The organism is Streptomyces sp. NPDC032161, from assembly GCF_040636995.1.
Classification (GTDB): domain Bacteria; phylum Actinomycetota; class Actinomycetes; order Streptomycetales; family Streptomycetaceae; genus Streptomyces.
In genome coordinates, this window is the sequence record NZ_JBEZVN010000001.1 from 592,270 (window position 1) to 608,235 (window position 15,966).

The 15,966-nt window shown below is 72.3% G+C and carries 15 protein-coding genes; 5 read left to right on the forward strand and 10 right to left on the reverse strand.

The window, feature by feature from the left end; genetic code table 11:
- Positions 1–66: 66 nt before the first annotated feature.
- Entirely contained in the window at positions 67–2,388 is a 2,322-nt protein-coding gene (locus AB0E67_RS02460; protein ID WP_362021408.1) for a ribonucleoside-diphosphate reductase subunit alpha, read from the forward strand.
- Positions 2,388–3,425 carry a ribonucleotide-diphosphate reductase subunit beta gene (locus tag AB0E67_RS02465; protein WP_362019863.1) on the forward strand — a complete coding sequence of 346 codons (1,038 nt, stop codon included), beginning with the start codon at positions 2,388–2,390 and terminating at the stop codon, positions 3,423–3,425. The genes AB0E67_RS02460 and AB0E67_RS02465 overlap by 1 nt, the downstream gene beginning before the upstream one ends.
- Before the next feature lie 251 nt (positions 3,426–3,676).
- On the opposite strand, the gene AB0E67_RS02470 is transcribed toward AB0E67_RS02465, so the two are convergent.
- A complete protein-coding gene (locus tag AB0E67_RS02470; RefSeq protein ID WP_351631992.1) occupies positions 3,677–3,889 on the reverse strand; it encodes a hypothetical protein in 213 nt (70 codons plus the stop codon).
- A gap of 81 nt (positions 3,890–3,970) precedes the next feature.
- Here AB0E67_RS02470 and AB0E67_RS02475 point away from each other — a divergent pair, with 81 nt between their 5' ends.
- Positions 3,971–4,930, forward strand: a complete 960-nt coding sequence (locus AB0E67_RS02475) for a helix-turn-helix domain-containing protein (RefSeq protein WP_362019866.1) — start codon at positions 3,971–3,973, stop codon at positions 4,928–4,930.
- A 66-nt stretch (positions 4,931–4,996) separates the two neighbouring features.
- Here AB0E67_RS02475 and AB0E67_RS02480 read toward each other — a convergent pair whose 3' ends face one another.
- The 9 genes from AB0E67_RS02480 to AB0E67_RS02520 form a co-directional block, all read right to left on the reverse strand.
- Positions 4,997–5,734: a D-Ala-D-Ala carboxypeptidase family metallohydrolase gene (locus tag AB0E67_RS02480; RefSeq protein WP_362019869.1), complete on the reverse strand. Its 738-nt coding sequence runs from the start codon at positions 5,732–5,734 to the stop codon at positions 4,997–4,999.
- A gap of 187 nt (positions 5,735–5,921) precedes the next feature.
- Positions 5,922–6,560, reverse strand: coding sequence for a peptide deformylase (gene def / locus AB0E67_RS02485; RefSeq protein ID WP_351520317.1), 639 nt, complete (start codon positions 6,558–6,560; stop codon positions 5,922–5,924).
- 116 nt (positions 6,561–6,676) lie between these two features.
- A complete protein-coding gene (locus AB0E67_RS02490; protein WP_362019872.1) occupies positions 6,677–7,669 on the reverse strand; it encodes a hypothetical protein in 993 nt (330 codons plus the stop codon).
- A gap of 96 nt (positions 7,670–7,765) precedes the next feature.
- On the reverse strand, positions 7,766–9,064 hold the full coding sequence (locus AB0E67_RS02495; protein WP_362021411.1) for an HD domain-containing protein: 1,299 nt from the start codon (positions 9,062–9,064) through the stop codon (positions 7,766–7,768).
- Entirely contained in the window at positions 9,064–10,512 is a 1,449-nt protein-coding gene (locus AB0E67_RS02500; protein ID WP_362021414.1) for an HD domain-containing phosphohydrolase, read from the reverse strand. Before AB0E67_RS02500 ends, AB0E67_RS02495 begins: the two co-directional genes overlap by 1 nt.
- Positions 10,513–10,712: 200 nt before the next feature.
- Positions 10,713–11,033 carry a mycothiol system anti-sigma-R factor gene (gene rsrA / locus AB0E67_RS02505; RefSeq protein WP_073781858.1) on the reverse strand — a complete coding sequence of 107 codons (321 nt, stop codon included), beginning with the start codon at positions 11,031–11,033 and terminating at the stop codon, positions 10,713–10,715.
- Positions 11,030–11,686, reverse strand: coding sequence for a sigma-70 family RNA polymerase sigma factor (locus AB0E67_RS02510; protein ID WP_362019875.1), 657 nt, complete (start codon positions 11,684–11,686; stop codon positions 11,030–11,032). The genes rsrA and AB0E67_RS02510 overlap by 4 nt, the downstream gene beginning before the upstream one ends.
- 341 nt (positions 11,687–12,027) lie before the next feature.
- Entirely contained in the window at positions 12,028–12,678 is a 651-nt protein-coding gene (locus AB0E67_RS02515; RefSeq protein ID WP_362019877.1) for an alpha/beta family hydrolase, read from the reverse strand.
- Positions 12,679–12,791: 113 nt separating this feature from the next.
- Positions 12,792–13,607 carry an SOS response-associated peptidase gene (locus AB0E67_RS02520; RefSeq protein ID WP_362019880.1) on the reverse strand — a complete coding sequence of 272 codons (816 nt, stop codon included), beginning with the start codon at positions 13,605–13,607 and terminating at the stop codon, positions 12,792–12,794.
- Positions 13,608–13,685: 78 nt separating this feature from the next.
- Here AB0E67_RS02520 and AB0E67_RS02525 point away from each other — a divergent pair, with 78 nt between their 5' ends.
- Both AB0E67_RS02525 and aroA read left to right on the forward strand, forming a co-directional pair.
- Positions 13,686–14,399 (forward strand): M50 family metallopeptidase, encoded by a 714-nt coding sequence (locus AB0E67_RS02525; protein ID WP_362019883.1) that lies wholly within the window; start codon positions 13,686–13,688, stop codon positions 14,397–14,399.
- A gap of 226 nt (positions 14,400–14,625) precedes the next feature.
- Entirely contained in the window at positions 14,626–15,966 is a 1,341-nt protein-coding gene (gene aroA, locus AB0E67_RS02530) for a 3-phosphoshikimate 1-carboxyvinyltransferase (protein WP_362019886.1), read from the forward strand.

The following is a 15,966-nucleotide window of genomic DNA, read 5'->3' on the forward strand; positions in this document are numbered from 1 at the left end:
GCGGCCGAGTCCGGGGGAACCGCACACGACGGGCCCGGTACCGCACACGACGAGCCCGGGACCGCGCTGCTGCGGACCCTGACCGCCCTCACCGTCGACCTGCCCGACACCGACCCCGGCCGGGTGGCCGCCGCCGCGCTGCGCGGGCGCAGCGCCCGGGCGGACGAGGCCGAGTTGCGGGCGCTGGCGACCGAGGCCGCCGCGGGGCTGATCTCCGAGGACCCCGCCTACTCCCGGCTCGCCGCCCGGCTGCTGACCCGCGCCATCGCGGACGAGGCGGCGGGGCAGGGCGCGGTCTCCTTCTCCGCGTCCGTCGCCGTCGGCCACCGCGAGGGCCTGATCGCGGACCGCACCGCCGCGTTCGTCCAGGCGCACGCCGCCACCCTGGACGCGCTGGTCGAACACTCCCTCGCCGACGGCGCCGACGACCGGTTCGGCTACTTCGGGCTGCGCACCCTGCACAGCCGCTACCTGCTGCGCCACCCGCACACCCGTCAGGTCGTCGAGACCCCGCAGCACTTCATGCTGCGGGTGGCGTCCGGGCTCGCCGAGGACGACTCCCCGCGTGCCGTGGACGAGGTCGCGGCGCTGTACGGACTGATGAGCCGACTCGACTACCTCCCGTCCTCCCCCACGCTGTTCAACTCCGGTACCCGGCACCCGCAGATGTCGTCCTGCTATCTGCTGGACTCCCCGCTCGACGAGCTCGACTCGATCTACGACCGCTACCACCAGGTGGCGCGCCTCTCCAAGCACGCGGGCGGCATCGGTCTGCCGTACTCCCGCATCCGGGCCCGCGGTTCGCTGATCCGGGGCACCAACGGGCACTCGAACGGGATCGTGCCGTTCCTGAAGACGCTCGACGCCTCCGTGGCGGCGGTCAACCAGGGCGGCCGTCGCAAGGGCGCGGCAGCCGTCTACCTGGAGACCTGGCACGCGGACATCGAGGAGTTCCTGGAGCTGCGCGACAACACCGGCGAGGACGCCCGCCGTACGCACAACCTGAACCTCGCGCACTGGATCCCCGACGAGTTCATGCGCCGGGTCGACGCGGACGGCGAGTGGTCGCTGTTCTCCCCGTCCGACGTGCCCGGGCTGGTCGACCTGTGGGGCGAGGAGTTCGACGCCGCGTACCGGGCCGCCGAGGCGAAGGGGCTGGCCCGCAAGACGCTGCCGGCCCGGGAGCTGTACGGGCGGATGATGCGCACCCTCGCGCAGACCGGCCAGGGCTGGATGACGTTCAAGGACGCCGCCAACCGGACCGCGAACCAGACCGCCGAGCCGGGCCGCGTCGTCCACTCGTCGAACCTGTGCACCGAGATCCTGGAGGTCACCGACGACGGCGAGACGGCCGTCTGCAACCTGGGCTCGGTCAACCTCGGCGCGTTCGTCGCGGGCGGGGACATCGACTGGGAGCGGCTGGACGCCACCGTCCGCACGGCCGTGACCTTCCTGGACCGGGTCGTCGACATCAACTTCTACCCGACCGAGCAGGCCGCCCGCTCCAACGCCAAGTGGCGTCCGGTGGGCCTGGGCGCCATGGGCCTCCAGGACGTCTTCTTCCAGCTGCGGCTGCCGTTCGACTCCGCCGAGGCCCGCGTGCTCTCCACGCGGATCTCCGAGCGGATCATGCTGGCCGCGTACGAGGCATCCTGCAACCTCGCGGAACGGTCCGGTCCGCTGCCCGCCTGGGAGCAGACGCGGGCCGCTCGCGGCGTGCTGCACCCCGACCACTACGCCACGGAGCCGAACTGGCCGGAGCGCTGGGAGGCGCTGCGCGCCCGGGTCGCGAGGACCGGCATGCGCAACTCGCTGCTGCTCGCCATCGCGCCGACGGCGACGATCGCCTCGATCGCGGGCGTGTACGAGTGCATCGAGCCGCAGGTCTCCAACCTCTTCAAGCGCGAGACGCTCAGCGGTGAGTTCCTCCAGGTCAACGCGTACCTGGTGGACGACCTGAAGCGGCTGGGCGTGTGGGACGCGCGGACCCGCGAGGCGCTGCGCGAGGCGAACGGCTCGGTACAGGGCTTCGCCTGGATCCCCGAGGACGTGCGGGCGCTGTACCGCACCGCGTGGGAGATCCCGCAGCGCGGCCTGATCGACATGGCTGCGGCCCGTACCCCGTTCCTCGACCAGAGCCAGTCGCTGAACCTCTTCATGGAGACGCCGACCATCGGCAAGCTCTCCTCCATGTACGCGTACGCCTGGAAGAAGGGGCTGAAGACGACGTACTACCTGCGCTCGCGCCCGGCCACCCGGATCGCCCGCGCCGCCTCCGGCCGTACCGCGGCGACCGCCCCCGTCCCCGCCCAGCAGGCTCCGGTCCCCGACGCGGACGCGATCGCCTGCTCCCTGGAAAACCCCGAGTCCTGCGAGGCCTGCCAGTAATGACCGACATCAACTCCGAGAAGAACCTGCTCGACCCGGGCTTCGAACTGACCCTGCGCCCCATGCGCTACCCGGACTTCTACGAGCGCTACCGGGACGCGATCAAGAACACCTGGACCGTCGAGGAGGTCGACCTCCACTCGGACGTCGCCGACCTCGCGAAGCTCTCGCCGGGCGAGCAGCACATGATCGGCCGGCTGGTCGCGTTCTTCGCGACCGGCGACTCGATCGTCGCGAACAACCTCGTCCTCACGCTCTACAAGCACATCAACTCCCCCGAGGCGCGGCTGTACCTGAGCCGTCAGCTGTTCGAGGAGGCCGTGCACGTCCAGTTCTATCTGACGCTGCTGGACACCTACCTGCCCGACCCGGACGACCGGGCGGCGGCGTTCGCGGCGGTCGAGAACATCCCGTCCATCCGTGAGAAGGCCGAGTTCTGCTTCAAGTGGATGGCCGCCCTGGACGGGCAAGGAGGGGTCGAGAAGATCGACCGGCTGGAGACGAAGGCCGACCGCCGCCGTTTCCTGCTGAACCTGATCTGCTTCGCGGCGTGCATCGAGGGCCTGTTCTTCTACGGCGCGTTCGCGTACGTCTACTGGTTCCGTTCGCGGGGACTGCTGCACGGTCTCGCCACGGGCACCAACTGGGTGTTCCGTGACGAGACGATGCACATGAGCTTCGCGTTCGACGTCGTGGACACCGTCCGCAAGGAGGAGCCGGACCTCTTCGACGACGAGCTCCAGCAGCAGGTGACCGACATGCTGAAGGAGGCCGTGGCGGCGGAGCTGCAGTTCGGCCGCGACCTGTGCGGCGACGGCCTGCCCGGCATGAACACGGAGTCCATGCGGCAGTACCTGGAGTGCGTGGCCGACCAGCGGCTGGCGCGCCTCGGCTTCCCGACGGTCTACGGCTCCGAGAACCCGTTCTCGTTCATGGAGCTCCAGGGCGTGCAGGAGCTGACGAACTTCTTCGAGCGCCGGCCGTCCGCGTACCAGGTGGCGGTGGAGGGCTCGGTCGACCTCGACGAGGACTTCTGACCTCCTGCTCCGGAAGTGTCCGGACCAGTCCTGGGGCGGGTTTCGAGAGTGGCGCCGTCCGCCCGAAGGCCGGACGGGACTTTCGCAACCCGCCCTGGGACCGGAAACGTCTACCGGCTCGCGACGCCCGGCACGGCACCTCGCCGCGTTGTCGCATCACCCGAGTACGTCCAGTACGAGGGCGATCCTCGCCTTGCGATGCACCGCACCGGACGCCGCGAGCTTCCCGGCAAGCGATTCCGGCCACAGCACTAGACCCGGGCCCAGCTTCTGAGGTGGGGACGCCGCGCGGCCGTGACGGGCCGCGCGGCGTCCGCCGTTCCCGGCGGCGCCTCCGCGCGTCCCCGTTCCGCCTCCCGCAGCTCGCGGTCGATGCGGCGTTCCCGGGCGAGTCCGGCCAGGGTGGGCAGCAGGAAGAGAACGATGAGAGCGGAAATGCCAAGGATGTCCAGGAGCGTGTTCATGGCTCCACTCTCGTCCGCGCGCCCGCTCCCCGGCAGTGGCAGGACTGCCATACACCATCGATTTGCTGCCACACTGGTGGGATGCTGAACAACGTCGCCGCTCTGCTGCTCGACGAGGTCCACCCCTTCGAACTGGGGGTGCTGTGCGAGGTCTTCGGCCTCGACCGCAGCGCCGAGGGCCTTCCGGTCCACGATTTCGCCGTGGTGTCCGCCGAGGGCCCGGCGCTGCGGACGCACGCCGGGTTCACGATCGGCACCCCGTACGGCCTCGACCGGCTGGAGGAGGCGGATCTCATCGCCGTACCGGCCTCCGGCGACTCCGGTGGCCGGGACTACCCCGAGGAGGTCCTCGACGCCCTGCGCCGGGCCGTGGTCCGGGGCGCGCGGGTGCTGAGCGTCTGCTCCGGCGCGTTCGTCCTCGGTGCGGCCGGGCTGCTGGACGGCCGCCGCTGCACCACCCACTGGCGCCACACCGACCAGCTGGCCCGGCGCTTTCCACGCGCCGTCGTCGAACCCGACGTGCTGTACGTGGACGACGGCCCGGTCGTCACCTCGGCGGGCACGGCGGCCGGGATCGACGCCTGCCTGCACCTGGTCCGGCAGGCGTACGGCTCCGACACCGCCAACGCGATCGCCCGCCGCATGGTGGTGCCGCCCCACCGGGACGGCGGTCAGGCGCAGTACATAGAGCGGCCGTTGCCGCGCACCCGTTGCGACACGGTCGGGGAGACGCTGGTGTGGATGGAGCGCCACCTCGACCAGGAGATGACGGTCGACCAGCTGGCGGCACAGGCGCACATGTCACCGCGCACCTTCGCCCGCCGTTTCCAGCAGGAGACCGGCACGACGCCGTACCGCTGGCTGCTGCGCCAGCGGGTGCTGCTGGCCCAGCACCTGCTGGAGACGTCCGACGAGACGGTGGACACGATCGCCGGGCGCACCGGGTTCGGGACGGCGGCGGCGCTGCGCCATCAGTTCGTCCGGTCGCTGGGCACCACCCCGCACGCCTATCGCCGCACCTTCCGCGGCGCGGCCGCCTGACCCGGGACGGCCGTCGGTCGCGCTCCGGCCCGGACGCCCCGGCGGGCGCCCGGGCCGGGGCCGGGGTCAGACGCCGCAGTTCGGGGCCGACCAGTAGTGGCTGGGGCCCTGGTTGACGTGGATGTGGTCGCCGTGGTCCGGGTAGCCCGGGCCGAGGATCCCGTTGAAGCCGTGGTTGCGGGCCTGCTTGGCGAGGGTGCACAGGGAGTGCGGCCCCGCGCCGAGATCCGCCGCGTCCCCGTACATGTGACGGCTGTTGGCCGCGCCGCCGACCGCGCTGTTGCAGGTCCGGGACCGGAAGCCGCTGGTGACCCGGATCGACTGGTCACCGAGTGCGTGCCGCAGCGCCTCCAGCTTCCACATGGTGCTCAGCGCGTTCGCCTTCGCCGTGCCCGCCGCCACGGCACCGCCCGCCCAGGTGCTGTTGCACTGGTTGAGCTCGGCGTACGTGAAGTGGGCCGGGGTGCAGTCGTTGTCCTGGAGCTCGTAGATCTTGGCCTGGGTGGCCGGGCCCGCGATGCCGTCGGCCGCCAGGCCATAGGCGGCCTGGAAGCGCTTGACGGCGGCGGTGGTGGCCGGTCCGTAGGAGCCGTCGATGGCGAGTACGGAGTTGTACCCGGGGTAGCCGGCCACCCGGATCTGGAGCTGGACGACGTCGTTGCCGGTGGCGCCCGGGGACAACGTGCGGGTCCAGGTGTAGCAGCCGTCCGCCTGCGCGGTGCCCGCGGTGACCACGGCCCCACCCCACGCGAAAGCCATGGTCATGACAAGGCCGAGCAGGAGTCGCGCGGTGCGTCTGAGCATGAAGGGCTCCCTGTCGCTGCGAAGGCATGATGAGGATGTGGTCAGAGAGCCTGTCGGAGGAGTCGACGCGCGTCAACCACTCTTGGGCGAAAGGAAGTTGACGAACCGGTGAGCGCGGAACGCGGTGGGCCCGACTCCTCCGTGAGCGGGAGGAACCGGGCCCACCGGTGGACCGCGATCAGCGCTCTCAGTCGTTCGGCACGGTCTCGTAGCGCGGCGTGCCCTCCGCCATCTGCCGCAGCGCGTCCTTGCGGTCGCGCTTGGACAGCCGGTCGATGTACAGGTATCCGTACAGGTGGTCCGTCTCGTGCTGCAGGCAACGGGCGAAGTAGCCGGTGCCCCGCACCTTGATCGGGTTGCCCTTGGCGTCCTGTCCCCGGACCACCGCGTAGTCCGGGCGGGCCAGCGGGGCGTACGCCGTGGGCACGGAGAGGCAGCCCTCGTTGGAGTCGTCCAGCACCCGGTCCTCGGGCGCCAGCTCCTCCAGCACGGGGTTGCAGACGGCGCCCACGTGCCGCACGCCCTCGTCGTCGGGGCAGTCGTAGACGAAGACCTTCAGGTCGACGCCGATCTGGTTGGCGGCCAGGCCCACGCCCTCCGCGGTCCGCTGACTGGCGAACATGTCGTCGATCAGCCGGGCCAGGTCGTCGTCGAACTCGGTGACGTCCTTGCACTCCTTGTGCAGCACCGGGTTGCCCACGACCGTGATCGGACGGGAGGTGCCGCGCTCGCGATGCGCCGTCTCACGCTCCTCGCAGTCCTCGGTGTCGACGACGAATTCCTCGTCGTCGGCGCTGATCCGCTCGTCCGTCTCCTGCTGCGCCATGTCCGCCGTACGCCTTCCTCAAAAACCTGAAACCCGGGCATCCGAAACCATCCGTGGCGTCCGGGCCCCGAGCACCCGGGCACCGCGACGGTGCCCGTACAGCCTACGGGCACCGGTCAGCAGACTTCTTCGAGATCCCGCCACTCGCGGCTGTCCGGGCTGTCCGCGACCCAGCCGTCCAGCAGCCCGCGCACCAGCCCGGCCGGGGCCGCTATCCCGCACTCCCGCTCCGGCACCCACAGCTCACCGGCCGTGCGGTGCCCCAGCGGGCCCGGGTGCCCCGGCTCGCTGTGGTCGTGCGGATCCAGGTGCTCGCCGTCGCCCTCGTCGCTCTCCATCCGGCTCTCCGAACAGGCCCGGCACAGCAGGCGCACGGACGACGACCAGTCCTCCGCGGCGAACCCGGCGTCGGACGCCAGCCGCTCCAGCGCGTCCCGGTCCGCCTCCGTGGCCGCCTCCAGCAGCACCACCCAGGTGGGGACGGGCGACGGCGCCCACAGCTCGATCTCGTCGAAGACCGGGTAAGCGGGCCCGGCGGCGGTCACCCGCTCCCCGTTCGGCACACCGTCGTGGAGGACGACCTCGCCCCAGCGGCGGCCGGACGACGGCAGCGGGATGGAGAGCACTTCCATCCTGGCCGGATCGAGCCTGCGCCCCCACACCACCTCGGCCTCGCCCTCCGGCGACAGCCGTACCGCGGCGCTGCCCAGCTCCATGCCGACGGGCTCGCTGCCCGCCGCCGACGTGTGCTGGCCGGCACCCGGCACCTTCAGGCCGTACGCCTGCCAGGCGCGGCGCGCCAGCGGCCAGTCCTGGAGCGCGGTGGCGGCGATCCCGACGTTCCACCAGTCGGGAGCGCCGGAGTCCTTGTCGAGCAGCGCGACGGCCCTCAGGCCGGCGGCCCTCGCCTGTTCCCAGTCGTGCCGGAACTTGTGCAGCAGTGCCAGGTTGAACCACGACTCCGAGAGCCAGGGCTCCAGGTCCGCCGCGCGTGTCAGCAGCGCGCCCGCGTCCTCGTACCGGCCGTCGCCGATCAGCGTGAACGCGCGGTCCGTGGCCTGCCGCCAAGAGGCGGAGGGCCGATGCCGTACCTTCCCGAAGATCCTCACGATTCCCGCCCGTCCCGAGTGAGAGCACGCCCTCGTTTTCCGCTCTCTCTTCGCATCCAACCATGCCGGGCCGGACGCCCGCTCATTACCCATGGGTTACCCGGACGGGGCGGGAAGCAGACCGCCCCGGGCCAGAACACGGGCCAGCGATTCCACGACCTCGGGCTGGTAGTCGTGCCCGGTACCGAGCCTGAGTTGTTCCAGCGCGCCGAGCGGCCCGCTGAGACCTTCCCCGGCCAGGTCGTCGTATGCGTTGACCGCCCGGACGATCCTGGCGGACAACGGCTGCTCGCGGTAGGGGTCGGCCTGCCGTTCCACCACGACCGCCACCTCCCCGTCCACCCCGGTCTGCCGGACGACCGCCCCGCCGAGCAGCGCGATGCGGCGCTGCTCGGCGGCGGGCAGGGTGGCGGTGGCCCCGTCCGGGACCGGATCGACGAGCGAGAGCTGGCCGATGTCGTGCATCAGGGCCGCGTACTCCAGCACCAGCAGCCGGTTCCCGGACAGGCCCAGCTCGCGGCCGACGGCGACGGAGAGCTCCGCGACCCTGCGGGCGTGCCCCGGCCGGGTGTGTCCGGCGATCTCGGTGGAGCGGGCGAGCGAGGTGATCGTCTGCCGGTAGGTGGTGCGCACCGCGACGAACCTGCGGAACGCGACCTGGGTCAGCAGCAGCGGCACGCACAGCACGGGCAGCGCCCACAGCCCGGCGACCGCGACCCCGAGGGCCATCACGACACCGGTCGCGCAGACCGCCGAGCCGATGCCGACGAGCCCCCGAAGCTCGTCGCGGAGCAGCGGCCCGTACGGCGCGGGGGCGCCGGCCGCGCCCCGGCGGCCGTGCGGGACGGACCGCGAGCGCGCCAGCAGGGCGGCGAGCACGGCGTCGCACAGCCCGGTCAGGACGAGGAGCAGCAGCGGGAGGAGCACGTGGTACGGCCCCTCGCCGAACCGGCCCACGGTGTGCGCCGAGCCGTACAGCGGCTGGAAGCACACGGCGGCGAAGGCGACGGTCAGGACGCGGCGGGCGACCCGGTCGGGCGTCGGCGCGCTGCCGCGCGCCAGGTGCGGCACGCAGGCGACGAGCTGCGCCGCGAGGAGCACGGCGATCACCTGGAGGACGTCGTGCCCGGCCGGTTCGCCGCCGACCCGGCCGAGGAGGGCGTACGCCAGCGCGCCCGCGGCCCCGAGCGGTGCGGGCTCGCGCTCGCCGGGCAGCGCGCCCCAGCGGGCCAGCTCACCGACGGCGATCAGCAGCCCGAAGGCGAGGGCGGTACCGGGGTCGTGGACTCCGGCCCAGAGCGTGTGGCCGAGCCCGCCGAGGGCCAGGAGCCCGGCGGCGGCGCGGACGGCGAGCACGGCGGGCGGCACCGCGCCGGGCCGGACGCGGGCGCGGATCACCGCGTACGGTCCGCGGTCCGTGGCGGACCGGGGACGGCGGGTGCCTCCCCGTGGGGCGCACCGGGCCGTTCCGGCGCACGCGGCCCGTCCGGCCCGTATCGCGCGTCCGTTCCGTCCCTCGGGGAGGGCGGAAGCGGCGTTCCGGCGCCGCCCGTGCCGGGGGCCTCCGCCCCGGCGCTCCGGGGCCGCGGAACGGTCTCGTCCGCCGTCACCGCCGGGGTCCCCGGCCAGCCGTGCCGGTCCAGGGCGCGCGCCAGTGCCCGCACCATCCGCGGGTCGAACTGCGTGCCCGCGCACCGCTTCAGTTCCGCGAGCGCCGCGTGCACCGGCCGTCCCCGCCGGTAGGACCGGGTCGACGTCATCGCGTCGAAGGCGTCGGCCACCGCGACGACCCGGGCGAACTCGGGGATCTCCCGCCCGCTGAGACCGTACGGATATCCGCTGCCGTCCAGCCGTTCGTGGTGGTGCAGGATCGCGGCCCGCGCCTCGCCCAGGAAGCCGATCCCCCGGACGATCTCGTGCCCGTACTCCGGATGCAGTTCGATCACCCGCCGCTCCTGCGGGGTGAGCGGTCCGTCCTTGCGGAGCACCCGGGTCGGCACGCCGAGCTTGCCGACGTCGTGCAGGATGCCGGCGAACCGCAGAACCTCCAGGCGGCCCCGGCCCATGCCCAGTTCACGGGCGATGAGGACGGACGCGTGGCCCACCCGTTCGCTGTGGCCCCGGGTGTAGGCGTCCTTGATGTCGACGGCCTGCACCAGTGCCCGGATGGTGGCGCGGTGGGCGGCGTGCTCACGGTGGGACTGGGCGAAGACCCAGCACGAGATGTACATCGGCAGCAGCACGATGAGGGCGGAGGGCGGTCCGTACGGGCCGCGCCACAGCACGGCCATCATCAGTCCGGCGAGCCCGTGCACCAGGTGCGGCCCCAGCGCGCGGGACAGCAGTCCGCTCCAGGCGTGCCGGACCGGCACCCGTTCGGCCACGGCCAGGATCGAACCGTCCAGCACGGTCAGCACGAGGCTGAAGACCAGGGCGGCGGCGCAGGCCGGCACCAGGGCGTACGGGAAGTCGGGGAGCCGGTCGCCGCCGGCAGCGGTGCCGCCGAGCGCGGCCCGGCCGCCGAGCAGGGCGTGGACGGTCGAGGCCACCCAGACCGTGAGGGCGAGCTGCGCGGCCCGCCAGACGCGCCGGGCCGTGGCGGGCGGATCCTCCGCCCGGCCGACCAGCGAGCCGGGGACGGCGACCAGGGCCGCCGCGGCGGGTGGTAGCAGAAAGGCTCCGGCCAGCAGCAGCGGGAAGAACGATCCGGCGCTGATCGGCACGGAGCCCAGGAACGGCCAGCGCCCCGGCAGTTCACAGACGAGGTAGAGGCCGGTGAGCAGTCCGAGGGTGACCCACGGTGTCCCGGCCCCCGGCCGCAACGCGGGAAGCCCGCACGTCAGGGCGACGGCCGCGGCCGTCCCGATGTAGGCGCGTGTCGTCCCGCGTGTGGTTGCCACCCGCCCCGCCGCCCCTCAGCTCCATCGATGGAGGCGTCACGCTAGCGAGTCGCGCGTCCTGCCGAGCGGCAATAAAGCCGATTAGCGCATTCGGGTGATGCTGTTCGGGCCGACGATCGTTCGGGCCGGGAAGCGGCCGGACGTCACTCCTTGGCGGCGGTCGGCCGGTCGGTCCCCGGGGACGTCACGTCCTGCTCCGGGACGACCTGGCCCGAGCGGATCAGCTCGATCCGGCCCATCACCTTGGACCGCAGGTCGCTCGGTACGTCGTCCTGGCCGCAGCAGCGCTTCACCAGCTTCTTCACCGCCTGCTCCAGGCCGTACTTCTCCAGGCACGGGGAGCACTCCTCGAAGTGGACCTCGAACTTGGTGCAGTCGCTGTCGGGCATCTCGTGATCGAGGAACTCGTAGAGATGATCGAGGACCTCTGAGCAGTCCGTCTCATGCGGCTCTCCGCAGCTCATGAGCCCGAGCCTTTCCGATCGTCCGACCCTCCGGCACCGGCCGGGACGAGCCCGCGCTCCCGGGCGTAGTCCTCCAGCATGCCGCGCAACTGGCGGCGGCCCCGGTGCAGTCGGGACATCACCGTACCGATGGGAGTCCCCATGATGTCCGCGATCTCCTTGTAGGCAAAGCCCTCGACATCGGCGAGATACACGGCGATGCGGAACTCTTCGGGGATCGCCTGGAGGGCGGCCTTCACGTCGGAGTCCGGCAGGTGGTCGAGCGCCTGCGACTCCGCGGAGCGCAGCCCCGTCGACATGTGCGACTCGGCGCGCGCCAGCTGCCAGTCCTCGATCTCCTCGGCGGCGCTGCGCTGGGGTTCGCGCTGCTTCTTGCGGTACGAGTTGATGAACGTGTTGGTGAGGATGCGGTACATCCACGCCTTGAGGTTGGTGCCCTCACGGAACTGGTGGAAGGATCCGTACGCCTTGGCGTACGTCTCCTGGACCAGGTCCTCGGCGTCCGCGGGGTTGCGCGTCATGCGCAGCGCGGCCGAGTACATCTGGTCGAGGTAACCGAGAGCGTCCCGCTCGAAGCGCGCGTTGCGCTCGGCGGCCGTCTCCGGCGCGCGGCCGTTGTCGGTACCTGTGTCGGTCCCAGTGACCGGACCCACCTCCTCCAACGCTGGGGCGGAGCCGAAACCGGACCCGCTCGAATCGGAGAATAGTCGACCCTGCCCGGGGACGGGCTGTCGTTCCGAGCCGCTCAGCGGGCGTTCCGGTGCGGTCCTCGCCGCGTGCAGAACCGTCCACTCCAGGTCAGCGGCGTTCGAGCGACGTGGGCAGATGGTCGAACCCATGCGACGGACTCCCTCTCCACAAACGACGTTGATGTACCGATGTCACCGACAACAGCCGCCCCTGGCTCAACATTCCCGGGTTCTCCCGGGGCCGGGACGCATGCCCGCGCGCGAGGCCGGCCCTCCACCTCGAGAAGTCCGGATTGGGATGAATGTCATACGAGGCGGGTCAGCCAGGCGGTCACGGCGTCGGTCAGGATCTCCATCGCCCGGTCCTCGGTCAGGCCGGACTTCTTCGGTACGGCGAACCCGTGGTCGCCGTACGGCACCTCGGTGATCCCGTACTCCCCCGGCGGGAACTCGGCGGGCCGACCGAACGGGTCGTTGCCGCCCTGCACGACGAGCGTGGACACACCGGCCCCGAGGAGTTCGTCCGCGCGGGACTTCTCCGGCTTCCCCGGTGGGTGGAGGGGGAAGGCGAGCGCGAGGACGGCACGGGCGCCGAGTTCCGTCGCCGTCCGGCAGGCGACCCGGGCCCCGGCGCTGCGACCGCCCGCGACGACGGGCAGGCCGGGCGCGGTGAGCGCCGGCCACACGCCCCGCCATCCGGTGTCCAGGGTCCTGGGGGCGGGCGCGACCTTCTTCCCGGCGACTCGCCAGGGCTGTTCCACGAGCGCGACGGTCACCCCGTGCGCCGGGAGCGCGGCGCCCAGGGCCCGCAGGTCACGGCTCTCGATGCCGCCGCCCGCCCCGTGGCCGACGGCGAGCACCAGCCGGGGCTCGCGCGCGGTCAGCCAGGTGATCCGGGCCGGCCCGGCGTCCGTGTCGACCGTCTCGACCCTGCGTTCCGTCTCCGTGGCACTCACGGTTCCCATCCTGCCCCGTCCGGGCGGGGCGTCGTTCCCGGAACGAACACACCGGAACGCGAAGCGTCATCTCTCGGAAGGCGGCCCCGCAGGGAGCGCCCCGGAAGGGGGCCTCAGAAGAGCGTGCCCAACTCCGGACCGGCCAGCTCCGCCAGCAGCTCGGGACCGTTGTTGCGCACGTTGCTGACGGCCGTGGCCACCGGATAGGCGCGCATCAGCCCGCCCGGCGGCGGCGCCAGCAGCGCCCGCAGCTCCTCGACGTCCGTGAGCGACGGGTCGAGCCAGGCGTCCCAGCGGTCCGGCGTCAGCATCAGCGGCATCCGGGGGTGGATCTCGGCGAGTGTGGCCGGACCCTCCGCGGGGGCGACGGCGAGCGGTGCGGTCTCCGCCTCGGTCGTGATCACCGTGCAGGTCGCCCACCAGGCCATCGGGTGATCGTCCGGCAGGGTCCGGTCGCGCCAGAACTCGTACAGCCCGGCCATCGCGAAGACCGATCCGTCGGCGGGCGTCACGAAGTAGGGCTGCTTGCGCGGCCGCTTCTTCCTCCCCTTCTCCTCCAGCTGCCGCTCCTCCGAGCCGGTGACCCATTCGTAATAGCCGTCGGCGGGCAGGATGCAGCGCCGGGAGACGAAGGGGCGGCGGAAGGACGGCTTCTCGTGGACGGTCTCCGCCCGGGCGTTGATCATGCGCGCCGCCCCCTCGGGGGACTTCGCCCACGACGGCACGAGTCCCCACTTCAAAGCCCGCAACTGGCGAACCGGACGCCGGTCGGCGGCGTCTTTGAGAGGACGCTCCAATATGACGTGGACCTCCTTGGTCGGCGCCACGTTCCAGTCGGGCACCAGGGTCTCCTCCGGTTCCCACTTCTCGACGTGGAAGAGTCCGGCCAGATCCTCGGGCCGCCGGCTCGCCGCATACCGTCCGCACATGAGTGCCAGACTGCCACGACCGTCCCGGCGACAGGACGCCGATACCGCAAGCCGCTACCAGGAGGAGCCGCCCTCACCATGGACAGCACCGATCCGGGAAACCTGTGGGACCGCCTCCTCGGCACCCAGCCCGTGCCCGAACAGTGGCTCGTGGTGGTGACCGGGACGCTCGCGCTGATCGCCGTCGTACCGAATCCGCTCTGGCGGCTGAGCCGCAACGCGATCACGATCGCGCACGAGGGCGGGCACGGGCTGGTGGCGCTGCTCACCGGACGGCAGCTGTCCGGGATACGGCTGCACTCGGACACCAGCGGACTGACGGTCAGCCGCGGCAGACCGACCGGCATGGGGATGATCCTGACGGCCGTGGCCGGGTACACCGCCCCGCCGCTGCTGGGCCTCGGCGGGGCCTGGCTGCTGGCCGACGGCCGGATCACGCTGCTGCTGTGGCTGACCACCGCGCTGCTCGCGGCGATGCTGGTGATGATCCGCAACGTGTACGGGGCGCTGGCCGTGATCTCCACGGGGGCGGCGTTCCTGCTGGTCTCCTGGCTGGCCCCGCCCGCCGTGCAGTCGCTGTTCGCGTACGGCGCGGTCTGGTTCCTGCTGCTCGGCGGGGTGCGCCCGGCCTTCGAGCTCCAGGCGAAGCGGCGGTACGGCGGTGCGCCCGACTCGGACGCGGACCAGCTGTCGCGGCTGACGGACGTGCCGGCCGCGCTCTGGCTGTTCCTGTTCCACGCGGTGTCGCTCTGCTCGCTGATCGGCGGGGGCCGTCGGCTGCTCGGACTGTGAGCCGGCGCGCGAGGACGGCACCCGACCGGTGCGTGGCGGCATCCGCACGAAGGGGTGATGCCCGGCGCGGTGTGCGTCGGCGCCCGGTTGACGCCCGGCGGCACCCGGCACGACGCGATCGTGCCGGGTTGGCGCCCGGTTGCCGTCCACCACGGTTTGATTGCGCGCCGGTTTCGGACCGTTTGATCGAGATTCCGGTTTGCGGTGAACCACTAAAGTGAGGTTCATGACCGAAACCCCCGTGCACCCCGACCTCTGGCCCGCCCCGCATGCGAGCGGAGCCGTCGACGCGACCGTCACCGTGCCCGGTTCGAAATCGGTCACCAATCGCGCGCTCGTCCTGGCCTCTCTCGCCGCCGAGCCGGGCTGGCTGCGCCGCCCGCTGCGCTCCCGCGACACCCTGCTGATGGCCGAGGCACTGCGCGCCATGGGCGTCGGCATCGAGGAGACGGTCTCGTCGAGCTCCTCCGCCCCGGGCACCCCGGACGCCTCCGGCGAGGCGTGGCGGGTCATCCCGGCCGGGCTGCACGGCCCCGCCACGGTCGACGTCGGCAACGCCGGTACGGTCATGCGCTTCCTGCCGCCGGTCGCGGCCCTGGCCGACGGCCCGATCCGCTTCGACGGCGACCCCCGCTCCTACGAGCGCCCGCTGAACGGTGTGATCGACGCGCTGCGCGTGCTCGGCGCCCGGATCGACGACGACGGGCGCGGCTCGCTGCCGATGACCGTGCACGGCGGCGGGGCGCTGGACGGCGGGGCGGTGGAGATCGACGCCTCCTCATCCTCCCAGTTCGTCTCGGCGCTGCTGCTGTCGGCGCCGCGCTTCAACCAGGGGGTGGAGGTGCGCCACACCGGCGCCCGTCTCCCCTCCATGCCGCACATCCGGATGACCGTCGACATGCTGCGGGCCGTCGGCGCCCAAGTCGACGAGCCGGAGACGGGCGGCGAGCCGAACGTCTGGCGGGTCTCCCACTCCGCGCTGCTCGGCCGCGACCTGACCATCGAGCCCGACCTCTCCAACGCGCAGCCGTTCCTCGCCGCCGCGCTGGTCACCGGCGGCCGGGTCACCATCCCCGACTGGCCCGAGCACACCACGCAGCCGGGCGACGCGCTGCGCGAGATCTTCACCGCGATGGGCGGCAGCTGCGAGCTGACCGAGCGCGGCCTCACGTTCACCGGCTCGGGCCGTGTCCACGGCATCGACGTCGACCTCGGCGAGGTCGGGGAGCTCACCCCGGGCATCGCGGCGGTCGCCGCCCTGGCCGACGGCCCGTCCACGCTGAGCGGAGTCGCCCACCTGCGGCTGCACGAGACGGACCGGCTGGCCGCGCTCACCAAGGAGATCAACGAACTCGGCGGCGACGTCACCGAGACCGCCGACGGGCTCCACATCCGCCCGCGCCCGCTGCGTGGCGGCGTCTTCCACACGTACGACGACCACCGGATGGCGACGGCGGGCGCGATCATCGGCCTCGCCGTCCCCGGAGTGGAGATCGAGAACGTGGCGACGACCGCCAAGACCCTGCCGGACTTCCCGCAGATGTGGACCGGAATGCTCGGGGCCTGA

Bases quoted from the DNA above. Each gene is read 5' to 3' on its own strand.
- AB0E67_RS02465 (WP_362019863.1), top strand. From the start codon at position 2,388: ATGACCGACATCAACTCCGAGAAGAACCTGCTCGACCCGGGCTTCGAA.
- AB0E67_RS02470 (WP_351631992.1), bottom strand. From the start codon at position 3,889: ATGAACACGCTCCTGGACATCCTTGGCATTTCCGCTCTCATCGTTCTC.
- AB0E67_RS02475 (WP_362019866.1), top strand. From the start codon at position 3,971: ATGCTGAACAACGTCGCCGCTCTGCTGCTCGACGAGGTCCACCCCTTC.
- AB0E67_RS02480 (WP_362019869.1), bottom strand. From the start codon at position 5,734: ATGCTCAGACGCACCGCGCGACTCCTGCTCGGCCTTGTCATGACCATG.
- def (WP_351520317.1), bottom strand. From the start codon at position 6,560: ATGGCGCAGCAGGAGACGGACGAGCGGATCAGCGCCGACGACGAGGAA.
- rsrA (WP_073781858.1), bottom strand. From the start codon at position 11,033: ATGAGCTGCGGAGAGCCGCATGAGACGGACTGCTCAGAGGTCCTCGAT.
- AB0E67_RS02520 (WP_362019880.1), bottom strand. From the start codon at position 13,607: ATGTGCGGACGGTATGCGGCGAGCCGGCGGCCCGAGGATCTGGCCGGA.
- AB0E67_RS02525 (WP_362019883.1), top strand. From the start codon at position 13,686: ATGGACAGCACCGATCCGGGAAACCTGTGGGACCGCCTCCTCGGCACC.
- aroA (WP_362019886.1), top strand. From the start codon at position 14,626: ATGACCGAAACCCCCGTGCACCCCGACCTCTGGCCCGCCCCGCATGCG.